This window comes from Haemophilus parahaemolyticus, from assembly GCF_018373095.1.
Taxonomy (GTDB): Bacteria; Pseudomonadota; Gammaproteobacteria; order Enterobacterales; family Pasteurellaceae; genus Haemophilus_A; species Haemophilus_A parahaemolyticus_A.
This window is the reverse complement of record NZ_JAHAHT010000038.1, coordinates 1-14,366: the sequence shown is the minus strand read 5'-3', so window position 1 is coordinate 14,366 and position 14,366 is coordinate 1. Positions and strand designations below refer to the sequence as shown.

14 protein-coding genes and 3 pseudogenes are annotated in these 14,366 nt (G+C 40.7%); 8 read left to right on the top strand and 9 right to left on the bottom strand.

Annotation, left to right across the window (positions count from 1 at the left end):
* Positions 1 to 272 (top strand): annotated as a pseudogene (locus KH943_RS05435) (hypothetical protein); the annotation flags it as partial.
* A 38-nt stretch (positions 273 to 310) separates the two neighbouring features.
* Positions 311 to 544, top strand: a complete 234-nt coding sequence (locus tag KH943_RS05430) for a zinc ribbon domain-containing protein (protein ID WP_304108644.1) — start codon at positions 311 to 313, stop codon at positions 542 to 544.
* Between the two features lie 76 nt (positions 545 to 620).
* Here the strand turns inward: KH943_RS05430 and KH943_RS05425 are convergent, their stop codons facing one another.
* Both KH943_RS05425 and KH943_RS05420 read right to left on the bottom strand, forming a co-directional pair.
* Positions 621 to 1,733 (bottom strand): anhydro-N-acetylmuramic acid kinase, encoded by a 1,113-nt coding sequence (locus KH943_RS05425; RefSeq protein ID WP_304108641.1) that lies wholly within the window; start codon positions 1,731 to 1,733, stop codon positions 621 to 623.
* A 5-nt stretch (positions 1,734 to 1,738) separates the two neighbouring features.
* Complete coding sequence (locus KH943_RS05420) at positions 1,739 to 2,446, bottom strand: tRNA1(Val) (adenine(37)-N6)-methyltransferase (protein ID WP_304108638.1); 708 nt, start codon at positions 2,444 to 2,446, stop codon at positions 1,739 to 1,741.
* A gap of 88 nt (positions 2,447 to 2,534) precedes the next feature.
* Between KH943_RS05420 and KH943_RS05415 the strand changes: the two genes are divergently transcribed.
* The 3 genes from KH943_RS05415 to tehA all read left to right on the top strand — a co-directional run bounded on the left by KH943_RS05415 (position 2,535) and on the right by tehA (position 4,907).
* Positions 2,535 to 3,281 carry a M48 family metallopeptidase gene (locus tag KH943_RS05415; protein ID WP_304108635.1) on the top strand — a complete coding sequence of 249 codons (747 nt, stop codon included), beginning with the start codon at positions 2,535 to 2,537 and terminating at the stop codon, positions 3,279 to 3,281.
* 45 nt (positions 3,282 to 3,326) lie between these two features.
* A complete protein-coding gene (locus KH943_RS05410) occupies positions 3,327 to 3,896 on the top strand; it encodes an elongation factor P hydroxylase (RefSeq protein ID WP_304108633.1) in 570 nt (189 codons plus the stop codon).
* A 69-nt stretch (positions 3,897 to 3,965) separates the two neighbouring features.
* Positions 3,966 to 4,907 carry a dicarboxylate transporter/tellurite-resistance protein TehA gene (tehA, locus tag KH943_RS05405; RefSeq protein ID WP_304108630.1) on the top strand — a complete coding sequence of 314 codons (942 nt, stop codon included), beginning with the start codon at positions 3,966 to 3,968 and terminating at the stop codon, positions 4,905 to 4,907.
* A 72-nt stretch (positions 4,908 to 4,979) separates the two neighbouring features.
* Here the strand turns inward: tehA and KH943_RS05400 are convergent, their stop codons facing one another.
* On the bottom strand, positions 4,980 to 5,837 hold the full coding sequence (locus tag KH943_RS05400; RefSeq protein WP_304108629.1) for a phosphoribosylaminoimidazolesuccinocarboxamide synthase: 858 nt from the start codon (positions 5,835 to 5,837) through the stop codon (positions 4,980 to 4,982).
* Between the two features lie 256 nt (positions 5,838 to 6,093).
* Here KH943_RS05400 and KH943_RS05395 point away from each other — a divergent pair, with 256 nt between their 5' ends.
* Both KH943_RS05395 and KH943_RS05390 read left to right on the top strand, forming a co-directional pair.
* Entirely contained in the window at positions 6,094 to 6,696 is a 603-nt protein-coding gene (locus KH943_RS05395) for a DUF2726 domain-containing protein (protein ID WP_304108627.1), read from the top strand.
* A gap of 13 nt (positions 6,697 to 6,709) precedes the next feature.
* Positions 6,710 to 7,189, top strand: a complete 480-nt coding sequence (locus KH943_RS05390) for a hypothetical protein (protein WP_304108624.1) — start codon at positions 6,710 to 6,712, stop codon at positions 7,187 to 7,189.
* A gap of 20 nt (positions 7,190 to 7,209) precedes the next feature.
* Here the strand turns inward: KH943_RS05390 and KH943_RS05385 are convergent.
* From KH943_RS05385 to menD, 4 genes and pseudogenes are all read right to left on the bottom strand, one after another.
* Positions 7,210 to 7,920 (bottom strand): annotated as a pseudogene (locus KH943_RS05385) (ABC transporter ATP-binding protein).
* A gap of 38 nt (positions 7,921 to 7,958) precedes the next feature.
* Positions 7,959 to 8,664, bottom strand: a pseudogene (locus KH943_RS05380) (FecCD family ABC transporter permease).
* Positions 8,657 to 9,466 (bottom strand): 2-succinyl-6-hydroxy-2,4-cyclohexadiene-1-carboxylate synthase, encoded by an 810-nt coding sequence (menH, locus tag KH943_RS05375; RefSeq protein ID WP_304108622.1) that lies wholly within the window; start codon positions 9,464 to 9,466, stop codon positions 8,657 to 8,659. Before menH ends, KH943_RS05380 begins: the two are co-directional and overlap by 8 nt.
* Positions 9,466 to 11,172: a 2-succinyl-5-enolpyruvyl-6-hydroxy-3-cyclohexene-1-carboxylic-acid synthase gene (gene menD, locus KH943_RS05370; protein ID WP_304108619.1), complete on the bottom strand. Its 1,707-nt coding sequence runs from the start codon at positions 11,170 to 11,172 to the stop codon at positions 9,466 to 9,468. The genes menH and menD overlap by 1 nt, the downstream gene beginning before the upstream one ends.
* Positions 11,173 to 11,354: 182 nt before the next feature.
* Between menD and trpS the strand changes: the two genes are divergently transcribed.
* On the top strand, positions 11,355 to 12,383 hold the full coding sequence (gene trpS, locus KH943_RS05365; RefSeq protein WP_304108616.1) for a tryptophan--tRNA ligase: 1,029 nt from the start codon (positions 11,355 to 11,357) through the stop codon (positions 12,381 to 12,383).
* Between the two features lie 49 nt (positions 12,384 to 12,432).
* Here trpS and bioB read toward each other — a convergent pair whose 3' ends face one another.
* Positions 12,433 to 13,485: a biotin synthase BioB gene (gene bioB, locus KH943_RS05360; RefSeq protein WP_304108613.1), complete on the bottom strand. Its 1,053-nt coding sequence runs from the start codon at positions 13,483 to 13,485 to the stop codon at positions 12,433 to 12,435.
* A gap of 126 nt (positions 13,486 to 13,611) precedes the next feature.
* Positions 13,612 to 14,366 (bottom strand): 2,3,4,5-tetrahydropyridine-2,6-dicarboxylate N-succinyltransferase (gene dapD, locus KH943_RS05355; RefSeq protein WP_304108611.1); only part of this gene is annotated, 755 nt, incomplete at its 5' end.

Here is a 14,366-nt window from a genome sequence, read left to right as displayed (position 1 = left end):
AGTTTGTTGTACCTAAGTCAATACCAATGATTTTTCCCATAATAACTTTCCTTCTAAAAATTTGTTACTTAATTGAGTACCCACAAGATAGGGCTGCTTTTCTCTATTTCAAGGCAGTTTTTAAAAATCTTGTGAGTGAAAATAGAGAAAGAATGGAGCGAATTTGCTGCCTCACTCATTCAGACGAAACCATAAATAAGGACAAAAAAGCCCCCTTCAAGGGTAAAAACAAAAAAAATTACAAATTTTTGATAAAATATGACCGCTTGTGAGTCAAACTCAGCCCTAAATTAAGTAAAAAGGAATTATTATGGCATTACATCATTGCCCTGAATGTCGAAAAAAAATTAGTGAGAGTGTGCAGGCTTGCCCACATTGTGGTTTTTCATTTAAAGAAGCTGATTTAGAAATTTACCGCCAAAAACTTGAACAACGCAGAAAAATCAACCAAGAAATCAACCGCCAAAGTAATAAACTCCAACTTGTTTGGCTACTGATTTTTTCCGTGGTGTTAGGTGTAGCAAGTTGGTGGGTGAATCGATAGATTTCTGCTAAAATAACCGCTTGAGATTGAATTTATCAAAAAACAAGCGGTTTAATTTTAGTGATCTACTCAAATATTATTTCGGAAAAATCACTCCCAAACTAACCGCTTGCGATGCGCCCGTTACACTTGGCATATTGCTTGGTAAATTTTCCATTCTTTGAAATGCTAACCACGCGAAAGCCATCGCCTCAACGTAATCAATATCCACACCATAATCATTAGTTGTACCAACCTGCCAATTAGGCAGCAAAGCACGAAAACGCTCCATCAAGAGAGGATTTCTCGCCCCACCGCCACATACTAACAGTACTTTATTTGGCTCATTATTCCACTGCAACAATTCACGAGCGACACTCTGTGCAGTAAATTCTGCCAAGGTGCGTTGTACATCTTCTGCTTTGTAAGCGGTCGATTTTTCATCTAAATTTGCAAATTGCTTTTCCAACCACTCAAGGTTAAACAGCTCGCGTCCTGTGCTTTTCGGAGGGGGTAATTGAAAGAACGGCTCACTCAACATTTCCGCCAATAATTCAGGAATGACCTCGCCTGTGTTTGCCCATTCAGCATTTTTGTCGTAACGCTTGCCAAAATGTTTTTCGATCCACACATCCATCAACGCATTGCCTACGCTCACATCGTAGCCGATAGTTTCTACATTTGGATTGAGTACCGAAATATTGCTAATTCCACCAATGTTGAGCACTACAGTAAATTGATTTGAGTGAGCAAAAATCGCCTCATGGAAAGCAGGTACGAGCGGTGCTCCTTGTCCACCAAACGCCATATCTTTACGGCGAAAATCAGCGATAGTAGTAATACCTGTACGGGCAGCAACAATATTCATATCACCAACTTGCATCGTAAATGGGAAGTTGCCTTGCGGAGCGTGCCAAACCGTCTGCCCGTGGCAACCTATCGCTTCAATTTGACTTGGTTTGAGCTGATTTTTCTCCAGAAAGTCGTTCACACAATCAGCATATAACACACCTAAGCGATGGTCGATTTCACCTAATTTTTGTAATGAAGTTTCGCCTGATTTTAGTAAAGCTGACAAATCTGCACGTAAATCTTTAGGCATTGGCACAAAACCACTTGCCACTAATTTCGCTCCATTCTTAAAATCAACTAACGCTAAATCTACACCGTCTAAGCTCGTGCCCGACATAATGCCTAAATATAATTTCATTTTTTCTACATCTTTAAATAAAAATCTTGGGTTAGTGTCACAAATGCTGACGTGTATTGATTTTGTTCATCATAAACGACCAATTCACTTTCTCTTCTTGGCTGATTTTGGTGCATAAAGGTTAAAATCATTCGCTTCGGTATCTGTCCTGCTTTGGTAATAATTTTGCAAATCTCTGTGCAAAACAGACCGCTTGTTTGGCTTTGAACAAGCAATTTTTCCGCTTCTTGAGTAGGCAAAATAAAGCTCATTTTTCCTGTTTCAGCGAGCCATTTTTTTGCTTGCATTAACCAAGCCAAATGGCTCTGAGTAGCACTGCGAGCCAGATCTCGAGTGGCATTTTTGCTGGCAAGACTACCGCTAAAATAAGGGGGATTGGACACAATCAAATCAAATTTTTCGGCAAATACTATTGTCAAAACATCACCCTGTTGAACGGCAATTCGATCTGCCCATGTAGAATATTGAGCGTTTTCAACCGCTTGCTGATAAGCATTAGGTTCTAATTCAAGAGCGGTAATTTTGCAATCTTCAGTGGTTCTCTGTGCAAGCATTATCGCAATCAACCCTGTACCTGTACCGAGGTCGAGAATACGCTTGGCATTGTTTACCTCCGCCATTGCACCGAGCAAAATGCCGTCGGTATTCACTTTCATCGCACATTGATCGTGGGCGATAAAAAATTGTTTAAACTTAAATCCTGATTTTGTCATTTTTACATCAAATTTAGGGGAAGTTAGGCTATAATTGCATCGTTTTCTGTCTTTCACAATCAAAGACGATATTTTAAATGAGGATAAAATGAAAGCATTAAAGAAAATTACATTTGTTGCAATATTTAGCACTTTTTTGACCGCTTGTGTGAGTACACAACAAATTAATGCTGAAGCTTCTCAAAGCTATCTCCAAATGAAACAACAAAATGTAAAGGCTATTGATACAAATTCAGTGACTTCACAACGTATTCATCATGTTTTTAATCGAATGACACCTTATGCAGAACAAGAAAATAAAACGGGCGTGCCATTTCAATGGGAAATTACTGTTTTTCGCAGTGATGAACTTAATGCTTGGGCAATGCCAGGAGGCAAAATGGGGTTCTACACGGGCTTAATTGAAAAGCTCAATATGAATGACGATGAGATTGCGACTGTAATGGGGCACGAAATGGCTCACGCTTTGCAAGAACATGGAAAATCTTCACGTACAGTTACGATGATTACAGGTGTCGTTGGACAGATCGCTGATGCAGCAGTTACTGCAACAACAGGAGTGGATACACAAGGGATGTTAAGTATGGGCACTGATTTAATTGCCACGAAACCTTTTTCTCGTAGCCAAGAAACAGAAGCAGATGAAGTTGGTTTAATGTTGATGGCAAAATCAGGCTATAACCCCTCAGCAGCTCCTAATGTGTGGGTAAAAATGAGCAAAGCAAGCGGTGGTGGCGGTGGGATTTTCTCGACTCATCCATCTAATGCAGATCGCCAGAGAAATTTGGAACGGTTAATTCCAGAGGCGATGAAATTTTATCAAGCAGCACATTAATCTGTTTTTTTATTTATGTCAGCATAAAAATAAGAAGAATACAAAATGAACCAAGATAACCACAAAATCGAAGATATTATCCGCATTTTCGATGAATGTTTTGCAACAGAATACAATACCCGATTAGAAAAAGGGGGCGATTATCCTATCTACTTACCTGCGTTTTTAGAGGAAGATGGCATAAAATCAGAGCGTCCATATCACGTGATTTTATTCGCTCACGGCTATTACAGCAGCGCTTTGCACGAAATTTCGCACTGGCTCGTAGCGGGTGAAACACGCCGCCAATTGGAAGATTTTGGTTATTGGTATGAACCAGATGGTCGCTCTGCCGAACGCCAACGAGAATTTGAATCAGTGGAAGTTAAACCACAAGCGATCGAATGGGTCTTAGCAACCACTGCAGGTTTCCGTTATTTTGCCAGCGCAGATAACCTCTCTGGCAATCCAGGCGACAACTCTGCTTTCAAACAAGCAGTCTATAATCAAGTGAAAGTTTACGCAGAGCGTGGTTACTTACCAAAACGTGCGGAAACCCTGCGCAAAGCATTGGCAAAATTCTACAATACGCCAGATGTGATTGATTTAGCGATGTTTGATCTCACCAAAATTTAAAAAATTTTATCTATTTCCTCTTGACACAAGTGCTATACTCAAACTGTTCTTAACTTTTCAGGAGGATACATGACCACAAACAAACCATTCCCATTGCCAACGGGCTATTTTAGTATCCCGCTTGGCTTGGCTGCACTTTCTCTTGCCTGGGCACACCTCGCTCATTCCCCGCTTGCTGAAACCATCAGCGATATTTTAGGTGTTAGCGCTATTCTTGTATGGCTTCTATTTATTGGGCTTTACCTGTATAAACTCCGCTATTTTAAACACGAAGTTTTAGAAGAATATCGTTGCCCTGTGCGGTTCTCATTTTTGGCGTTAATTCCGATTACGACAATGCTGGTCGCAGATATTCTCTATCGCTGGCAACCGCTGTTAGCTGAGGTAATAATCTGGATTGGCACGGTTGGGCAGTTGCTCTTTTCATCTATTCGCATTGGTGAATTATGGAAAGGCGGCGTTTTTGAACAGAAATCTACCCGTCCACCATTCTATTTGCCTGCGGTAGCCGCTAACTTTACGAGTGCCAGCTCGCTTGCATTAATTGGCTATCACGACTTGGGCTATTTGTTCTTCGGAGCAGGTTTAATTACGTGGATTATCTTCGAGCCAGTGTTGCTGCAACATTTGCGGATTTCATCGGTTGAGCCCCCTTTCCGAGCAACGATGGGGATTATCCTTGCCCCTGCTTTCGTTGGGGCATCAGCTTACTTGGCGGTGAATCACGGTGAAATCGACACTTTCGTGAAAATTCTGTGGGGCTATGGCTTCCTACAACTCTTTTTCCTTATTCGTTTGCTACCGTGGATTGCAGAAAAAGGCTTAAATATCGGCTTTTGGGGTTTCTCATTCGGTTTAGCATCCATGGCAAATAGTGCAATTGCGTTTTACCATGCCAATGTGCTCACAGGCGTTGCGATTTTCGCTTTCGTATTTGCGAATTTGATGATTTTAGGCTTGATCAGTTTAACGATTTATAAATTATCCAAAGGACAGTTTTGGGTAAAATAGCAAGATTTATTATCTTTACAAATATAAAGGGAATGCCATTTATATGCCATTCCCCTTCATTTTTGAAATTGACTATTTAGTCAACAAATCCAATGCTTCTTGATATTTCACAACCGTTTTTTCAATCACTTCTTGTGGAATTTTCGGTGCAGGAGCTTGTTTATTCCATCCACTATTTTCAAGCCAATCACGCACAAATTGTTTATCGAATGATGGTGGATTTGTGCCCTCTGTGTAGTTTTCTACCGCCCAGAAACGACTTGAATCTGGCGTGAGTACTTCATCCATCAAAGTTAATACACCATTCTCATCTAAACCAAATTCAAATTTCGTGTCGCAAATAATAATGCCTTTTGTTAACGCATATTCAGCCGCTTTGGTGTAAAGTGCAAGGGCTGCCTCTTTTACTTGTTTAGCAAGTGCTTTCCCGATTTGGCGCTCACACTCTTCATAGCTAATATTGATATCATGATCGCCCACTTCCGCTTTACTTGATGGTGTAAAAATCGGCTCAGGTAGCTTGCTTGCTTCCACTAACCCTTCTGGCAAAGCTAAACCACAAATCGTGCCTGTTTTTTTGTAATCTTTTAAGCCAGAACCCGTTAAATAACCACGTACGATAGACTCAATTTTCACTGGTGTTAAACGCTTGCACACCACCGCACGATGTTGAATTGCCTCTGCCTCTTCTTTTGGTAACACATCAAATACAGAATCGCCCGTGAAATGATTTGGCATAATATCGGCTAATTTATTAAACCAGAAATTCGAAATTTGGGTCAAGATTTCGCCTTTATGCGGAATCGGCTCATCTAAGATAACATCAAAGGCAGACAAGCGATCTGTTGCCACCATAAGCATACGTTTGTCGTCAATCTCGTATAAGTCACGCACTTTGCCAGAGTAGATTTTTTTTAAGCTGATTTGCATTTTGAGATCCTATTTGAAGTGAATGTAAAAAATTAGGCAAATTATACCGCTTTAGGCAAACGATTGCGATCATTTTAGACTGAAAATCTCTTAAAGAAATATTGTATTTTTTCGAGCACGTTCGAAAAATGAATTATTCATAATGTACTTTGAACTATAAAAATGATAAATCTAATGCCATTTTGATTTAATTGCTTGTAAATGATGAAGCTATAGAGCATTCTTAATTTAATAAATATATGTAAAGGTAAATTAAATGTTATTTGAACAATTATTAAAAAATCAGCTGTTTATGTCACTTATTTCTTTAACCTTTTTAGTTATCTTAATGAAAGCTTTATTTACAAAAAAGAAAAAAGATAAAATCTCATACAGAATTGAACCTAGAGTGTCTATTATTCAACCTAATCATACTGAAAATAGTACATTTTCATATTCAAAATTAGATACTATTGCAAAATCTGAATTTAAATCTAAGCCTTTAATGAATAAAAGTGAGTATAAATTATATACCCAACTTGTCGCATTACTTGAAAACACAGATGCTAAGCAAAAATATCGATTATTTTCACAAGTAGCGATGGGAGAATTTATTCAAACACCAGATAACTTGGCTTTCCGTTTAATTAATGGAAAAAGAGTTGATTTTTTGATTATTGATATGTCTGGTCATCCTGTTATTGTGATTGAATACCAAGGAGGAGGGCATTATCAGAACGATGCTATTGAACGCGATGCGATTAAAAAAGAAGCTTGTCGAAAAGCGAATATTGAATATGTTGAATTTCCTAAACAATATGATAAATTACACTTTCAACGTATATCACAGATTTTAAATAATCGATTTAGTAAAAAATAATCTTTAATAGTATATGAAAAATAACTTAAAACAGGCTCTGCTCATTATTAGCGTAATGAGCTTATTCGCTTGTACCATTACACCACATAAACAAAAAACAGAACAATCTCAGCAACATCGTTTTTTAAAAGAGAATATTACTCAATCTGAGCTCAATAACAATACAGATTATAAACGCTACTATTATGTTTGCAAAAATTTAGAAACGGGCTCTAGAACATCCTTAACAACTTATTTTCCACTTTCAAAAGAGAGTCGTAAAAAAGACAATTTTGGATTTTATTTTCAGCTAAATGGTGGAAAAGCAGAGCCATTTGATCACATCACAACTCTTACCTTGAATGCTAATGGCACTCGATTTGAAGTCATTTATCGCTCCTATAATGCTATTCAAGGCAATCATATTGAGCTTATGGCTCGCCAACAAAGTTCTATTTATTATAAAGATCACAATGGAACCAAAATTGCTTGGTTAAACTGTAAAGGTGGTTAATCTATGATTGGGGGTTGAAATTAAAGTATTTCCTTAACATCCAGTTTTTCGACCCCCAAAACTTCTCTTCTTGCAACATCAAACTCAGCCCTCACTCCAAACGCTCTTGCAAGATTCTTTGCATTTAACACCTTTTGCGTTTCGCCACTGGTGATGATGTTTCCTTTATCCAGCAAAATTACTTCATCACAGAATTTATATGCAAGTGATAAGTGATGAATCGCTACCACGACGGTATGTTTAGGTATGAGAGATTTGAGCTGTTCCATGATGTCGAGCTGATAATACGGGTCTAGCGGAGCAATGGGTTCATCAGCAAGCAATAAAGGCGCATTTTTAATACAACAACGAGCCAGTTGCACACGAGCTTTTTCGCCGCCTGAAAGCTGGTGGAAAGATTTATCTAACAAATGGGCTATCGAAAATTTTTTCGAAATCTCCACAATTTTTGATCGCTCTTTGGTAGTAGGAAGCGGTTGTGCTAAGCCAAGTACAATCACATCATAAACGGATAAATCCCAATGAATCTGCGTGTTTTGAGCAAGATAAGCAAGCTGTTTGCTTGTTTCTGCCGCGCTCATTTGGCTTAATTTGCAATCATTGAACCAAATTTCACCGCTTGTGATAGGTAAAATGCCAGCAATCGTTTTGAGCAAGGTCGATTTGCCCGCGCCGTTTGCACCCATAATGCCAATAAGTTTGCCTTAGGGGAGCTTACAAGTGATGTCAATTAAGCCGTAAGGTTGTTAAAGGTGTTCAATTTTTATCATTATCTTGCCAACTTACGTTGCTCCGTAATCAAAATCCAAATCAAGCACGGTGCACCGATGATGGCGGTGAGTGTGCCGATATAAATGTGCGAGAAAAGCGGGATATATTGCACGCAGATATCTGCTATGAGCAGCAATAAAGCACCAAGCAAACCGCTGGTGAGATAAAGTTGCGAAGGACGTTTTTTCAATAAAATGCGAGCAAAATGTGGGGCAATTAAACCGATAAAACCAATCGTTCCCGTCTGCGGAATGGTAGCACCAACCAATAAGGCAACACCGAACGTGGTGATGAAAAAACTGCGTTTAGGATCGATGCCCATGGTCGAAGCGGTTTCTTCGCCCAAGGTGAGCAAGTCAATATAACGGCGTTCGCGATATAAGCAAACTAAGCCGAGCAACACGATAGGCAAGGAAATCAAGAGCGTATCAAGCTTCGCCCACACCAAAGAGCCTTGCAGCCAGCGGATTTTGGAAAATCCCTTGCATCGCATTCCCTGCCAACGCAAGACCAGCACCCGTGAGAATGGCTAAACCAATGCGGGGTAAGCGAATATCTAGCAGCACCAGCGAACGCATATCGGTAAGAATACCATCCGCATTTTTGAGTGCGATGAAATTATCAAGTTGATGGTAAATCGCAAAGCTGATAATCAAGACAAGCATTAAACAGAGTACAAAATTTAAAGATTTTGGGCTATTCACTGATTTTTCTCCATATTTTGTTTTTATGTACTATCAGCTCTTCAACTAAGTTTTTTACAAACCCCTCCGCATTTTCCACGTGGCTATTATGCCCAGCATTAGCAATCAATATATACGACAGCTGGTTTTCTATCGCAATTTGACGGAATTTTTGATCTTTTTCACCGATAAAAACAATGATGTTTTTATCATTAGTTTTGAGTAAATCTGAATAATCTTGCTGCTTAGCAAGGCTTGTGCTTTCCAACATTTGGGCGATATTTTCACCTGAGTTATTTTGTCGTTTCTTGATTAAAATTGACCGCTTGCAAGCGTCCAGATGAGCGAAAACAGGCTGTTGATACCAATCGTTTAATACTTGCGTGATCGGCTCTGTGCGGAAACGATTTGCCCAATATTGATCGTTTTGCCAGCGGACTTTTCGTTCAGCTTCAGTTTTTAAGCCGATGTTTGTCCCTTCTAAAATCGTGCCGAGTAAATGTGGATTTTGGGCGTGAAAGGTGTAATCCAAGGCAACGCGTCCGCCCAGTGAATAGCCGACAAGAAAGAAGGGGGTATCGCCTAATAATGTTATCAAAGTTTGGTGGAGTTGAGCTCTAAGATCGGCAAAATCTTGGCAGGCGATATTTTCACTCTTGCCGTGAAAAGGGAGATCAATAGTAAGCGGTCGAAATTGTGGGAAATTTTGCAAAAGAGTAAGCACACCTTGCCAATCCCCTTGCGAACCGAGTAAGCCATGTAAAAAAACAACGGGCACTGCTTGCCCGTTGTTTCTGTTTGAATGCCAAGTGCTTGCTAACATTAGGCAATTTCCGCTTGTGAAATTTGTTTGATGAGCGATTTATACAAATTGCTTCCATCTTGGTCATTCACTTTGATTTCAACTAAAGTCACACCACGGCGGTTATAGGCTAATTTAAGCTTCGCTTTCAAGTCTGCCCAAGTAAATGGGCGGATATACTCAATACCGAACATCGTGGCGATTTGTCCAAATTCGAGGTTGTGCGACAAGCGGTAGAATTGCGATTTTGCTTTGCTATCTACAGGTAACATATCGAAAATTGCCCCACCACTATTATTGATAACAAACAATAAGGTCGGTTGGTTAATTTGCGAAAGTAAGGCAATCGAGTTTAAATCGTGTAAGGCAGAAATATCGCCAATCACGCCTACGGTTGTTTGTTCGCTTGCTTTGGCAATCCCCGCAAAAGTAGCAATTAAGCCATCAATGCCGCTCGCTCCACGGTTGGTGTAAACGGGGTAGCCTTCAGGTAATTTGCAGAGGGCATCAACTAAACGTACAAACAAGCTGTTGCCTAAGAAGAGATTACCTTTTGGCACAAGCACATCTTGCAAATGATGGGCGAATGAAGCTTCGTTTAAACCGCCACCAATCTGTTTTTCGATGAAATCGGTACAAAATTGCGACAACGCAAGCGGTTCTAATCGCCACGGTTTTTGACGAAGTGGCGGATGCACACGTAAGAAGTGATGAGCTTTCGCCACAAAACGCGTTTGGTGATGCGAGAACGGATTAATGTTGTCTTGATATTCATCCACTTGCCAGAATTCACCTTTAAAGGCTTCAAGGAATTGATTTACGCGTTTACTGATCACACGAGAACCGAACTGGATCACAATGTCCGCTTGCAATAAAAGCTCGTGCACAGTTTTGTTGGAAAGCCAAATATCTGCGTAAGGTAGGCTAGCATCCACGCAAGATTGAATATCGGTAATCAAACACCAACCGAGCGTTTCCGCCCAAGTTTTAATCCCGATGCCTTGCTCAACAGGCAATTGCCCGACCACAATTACTCCACGTTTAGTTCGCCAGTAATCCCAGTTAGCGTGCATTGATACTTCCGCTTGGATCTGTTGATGATCGAGCCATTTTGCTTGTGGATTATTCAACCAGCTTTGAATTGGGCTAAGCCACGCATTATTTGCAATCGCAGCTTCGTCCGCATCATATAGAGGCTCAGCAAATGGGGCATTGATATGAATAACACCGCTCTCTTGCTGTTGTTTCACGCAAGCATTTTCCACAGTTGAAACTAGCCACGTAGCCGCATAGTTTTCTGTTGCTTTTGGCAAATTAAGGCTTGCAATTGGATAATTCGCAAAAATGTTTTGTTGTTCAATTGCTTGGTTTACTCCACAACCGATAAATTCGGTTGGACGATCTGCCGTAATCACAATCAATTTTTGATGAGTTAAACTTGCTTCGATAATGGCAGGATAAAGGTTCGCGACCGCTGTTCCTGAGGTCACGATTACTGCAACGGGATCTTTAGTCGCTTTGGCAATGCCTAATGCAAAAAAGCCCAAACCACGCTCGTCAAAATGGCTATGGCATTGTGCGAGTTTTTCTTGTTGTAGTTGCAATGCTTCCAATGTAAGTGGAGTGGAGCGTGAACCTGGAGCAATACAAAAATGTTTCACGCCGTAGCGGTTCACGGCATTTAAAATTACTTTTGCCCAAGAACGGTTAAACGTGCTAGTGTTCATTCCTTTTCTCTATTTTTAAATTTATAGCTATAAATGCTCATAATTGTAACAAAAAATCAACGACTTTGGGGGTAAATTCTTTATTTTCGTTACAAGCGGTTAAAAACGATTGGCGTTTTACAAAAATGATGGGAAAAGTTAAGATAACAGCGTTTTTAACTTCATATTAAAGAGAATAAAAAATGAGCAAACCTATTGTATTTAGTGGAATTCAGCCATCAGGTGAATTAACCATCGGCAACTATCTCGGTGCATTACGTAATTTCGTGAAAATGCAAGACGATCACGAATGTTTTTTCTGTATCGTCGATTTACACGCAATCACCGTGCGCCAAGATCCAGAAGCCTTACGTAAAGCCTCTTTAGATGTACTTGCCCTTTATTTAGCAAGCGGGATTGACCCAAACAAAAGTACTATTTTCATTCAATCGCACGTGCCAGAACATACGCAATTAGCGTGGGTATTAAACTGCTACACTTATTTTGGTGAAATGAGCCGAATGACCCAATTCAAAGATAAATCAGCCCGCTATGAAGAAAATGTGAACGTAGGTTTATTTACCTACCCCGTGTTAATGGCGGCGGATATTCTGCTTTACCAAGCTAACCAAGTGCCAGTAGGCGATGACCAAAAACAGCACCTTGAAATTACGCGCGATATTGCCAACCGCTTCAATGCGTTATATGGCAAAAAAGATGCTGAAGGCAACGTGATTGAACCTGTATTTACTGTGCCTGAAGTGTTTATTCCGAAAGCGGGTGCACGTGTAATGTCGCTACTTGAGCCGACCAAGAAAATGTCGAAATCAGATGACAACCGCAACAACGTGATTACACTTTTAGAAGATCCGAAATCGGTGGAGAAAAAAATCAAACGTGCAATGACCGATGGTGATGAACCACCTGTGGTGAAATATGATCAGAAAAATAAAGCGGGTGTATCTAACTTATTGGATATTTTGTCTGCAGTAACAGGCAAAACAATTGCCGAATTAGAAGCAGAATTTGAAGGCAAAATGTACGGACACTTAAAAACAGAAGTTGCAACGCAAGTGTCCGAATTGCTTAAAGGTTTGCAAGAACGCTATAATCATTTCCGTCAAGATGAAGCATTGCTTGAAAAAATCTATCGTGAAGGGGCAGAAAAAGCTCGTGCCCATGCGAAGAAAACACTTGATGAAGTGTATAAATTAGTGGGTTTTGTTCAGTAATTTTAATGCCCCACGCTCAATAGTATGGGGCAATTTTGTCTATTATTCCTTATTTGTCTGATACATTTTGCCAAAGCTCTTGTTTGTGATCCGTTTCAGGCTCCGTTTCATACGCCAAAGGATACAAGTTCAATTTTTCCATTAACAAGCGGTCGCCATCTTCTTCTGGGTTTTCGGTGGTAAGCAATTTGTCGCCGTAGAAAATTGAGTTTGCACCCGCCATAAAGCAAAGGGCTTGCATTGATTCTGGCATATTGCTTCTGCCTGCAGAAAGGCGAACGTAGCTGTTTGGCATTGTAATACGCGCAACAGCGATGGTGCGAACAAACTCAGTCCAGTCCAAATCTTCCGCATTTTCCAGCGGTGTGCCTGCCACTTTCACTAATTGGTTAATCGGCACGCTTTCAGGCTGCGGGTCGAGGTTCGCAAGGCTAGCGATTAAGCCTGCACGTTCAGCACGGGTTTCGTTCATTCCCACAATGCCCCCGCAGCAGATTTTCAAGCCTGCATGACGCACCTTGCCGAGTGTGTCCATTCGGTCATCATGAGAACGGGTATGGATAATTTTATTGTAGCGTTCTGGATCAGTATCGAGGTTATGATTGTAGTAATCCAAGCCCGCGTCTTTTAAATCTTCCGCCATTCCCTCTTCCAACATACCGAAAGTACCACAGGTTTCTAAACCAAGAGATTTCACTGCATGAATGATGTTTGAGACGGTTTCAATATCTTTCGGTTTCGGTCCTCGCCACGCTGCCCCCATACAGAAACGGCTTGCACCACGGGATTTAGCGATTTTGGCTTTTTCGACAATATATTCCACATCGAGCATCGTTTGCTTTTCCACGCCTGTGTCGTAACGAGCGGACTGCGGGCAGTATTCGCAATCTTCCGCACAGCCACCTGTTTTGATGGAAAGCAAAGTAGAAAGTTGAATGGCATTAGGGTTGAAATGTTCACGGTGAACGCTTGCCGCTCGGAAGACTAAATCCATAAAAGGTAAATCGAAAAGTTCTTCAACTTGGCATTTTCGCCAGTATTGGGCGGTGGGGTGAGGAGTAAGTTCGTTTTTAGCTTTTAAGCGTAGATTGTAGGTGGTCATAGTGCCTCCAATGTTGCACTAGAATAGGGGTGTGATTTGAAAAATCCACACACGTTTTGCCTTTTCTTATGAAAATAGACCGCTTACGTGCGTGAACCAAGGGTTCACACTCCCTACATTTAAAAATTATTCTTCAATCGTACGAAGTAATTCGTTGATGCCCACTTTACCTAAAGTTTTTGCATCTACTTTTTTCACAATTACTGCACAGTAAAGGCTGTATTTACCACATTTTGATGGTAGGCTACCAGACACTACCACAGAACCAGCTGGTACGCGACCGTAGTGGATTTCACCTGTTTCGCGATCGTAAATACGAGTAGATTGACCAATAAATACGCCCATTGAAATTACACAGCCGTCTTCTACGATCACACCTTCAACCACTTCAGAACGTGCTCCGATAAAGCAGTTGTCGCCGATGATGGTTGGGTTTGCTTGTAATGGTTCTAATACGCCACCGATACCCACGCCACCTGATAAGTGAACGTTTTTACCAATTTGAGCGCAAGAACCTACGGTTGCCCAAGTGTCCACCATTGTGCCTTCACCAACATATGCACCGATGTTCACATAAGATGGCATTAACACACAGTTTTTAGAAATGTATGCCCCTTTACGCACCGTTGCAGAAGGCACCACACGGAAGCCTTCTTGTGCGAAACGCTCTTCGGTGTAGTCTGCAAATTTTAAACCCACTTTGTCGTAGTATTTGGTTTCTGCACCGTCAATAATTTGGTTGTCGTTAATACGGAATGAAAGTAAAACCGCTTTTTTTAACCATTGATGCGTAACCCATTCGCCGTCAATTTTTTCCGCCACGCGGTAAGTGCCGTTGTCTAACCCTTCGATCACCTCTTCAATTGCTGCACGCGTTTGTG

Excerpts from the sequence above, each read along its gene's own strand:
- KH943_RS05430 (WP_304108644.1), top strand. The coding sequence starts at position 311 with ATGGCATTACATCATTGCCCTGAATGTCGAAAAAAAATTAGTGAGAGT.
- KH943_RS05425 (WP_304108641.1), bottom strand. The coding sequence starts at position 1,733 with ATGAAATTATATTTAGGCATTATGTCGGGCACGAGCTTAGACGGTGTA.
- KH943_RS05420 (WP_304108638.1), bottom strand. The coding sequence starts at position 2,446 with ATGACAAAATCAGGATTTAAGTTTAAACAATTTTTTATCGCCCACGAT.
- KH943_RS05415 (WP_304108635.1), top strand. The coding sequence starts at position 2,535 with ATGAAAGCATTAAAGAAAATTACATTTGTTGCAATATTTAGCACTTTT.
- KH943_RS05410 (WP_304108633.1), top strand. The coding sequence starts at position 3,327 with ATGAACCAAGATAACCACAAAATCGAAGATATTATCCGCATTTTCGAT.
- tehA (WP_304108630.1), top strand. The coding sequence starts at position 3,966 with ATGACCACAAACAAACCATTCCCATTGCCAACGGGCTATTTTAGTATC.
- KH943_RS05400 (WP_304108629.1), bottom strand. The coding sequence starts at position 5,837 with ATGCAAATCAGCTTAAAAAAAATCTACTCTGGCAAAGTGCGTGACTTA.
- KH943_RS05395 (WP_304108627.1), top strand. The coding sequence starts at position 6,094 with ATGTTATTTGAACAATTATTAAAAAATCAGCTGTTTATGTCACTTATT.
- KH943_RS05390 (WP_304108624.1), top strand. The coding sequence starts at position 6,710 with ATGAAAAATAACTTAAAACAGGCTCTGCTCATTATTAGCGTAATGAGC.
- menH (WP_304108622.1), bottom strand. The coding sequence starts at position 9,466 with ATGTTAGCAAGCACTTGGCATTCAAACAGAAACAACGGGCAAGCAGTG.
- menD (WP_304108619.1), bottom strand. The coding sequence starts at position 11,172 with ATGAACACTAGCACGTTTAACCGTTCTTGGGCAAAAGTAATTTTAAAT.
- trpS (WP_304108616.1), top strand. The coding sequence starts at position 11,355 with ATGAGCAAACCTATTGTATTTAGTGGAATTCAGCCATCAGGTGAATTA.
- bioB (WP_304108613.1), bottom strand. The coding sequence starts at position 13,485 with ATGACCACCTACAATCTACGCTTAAAAGCTAAAAACGAACTTACTCCT.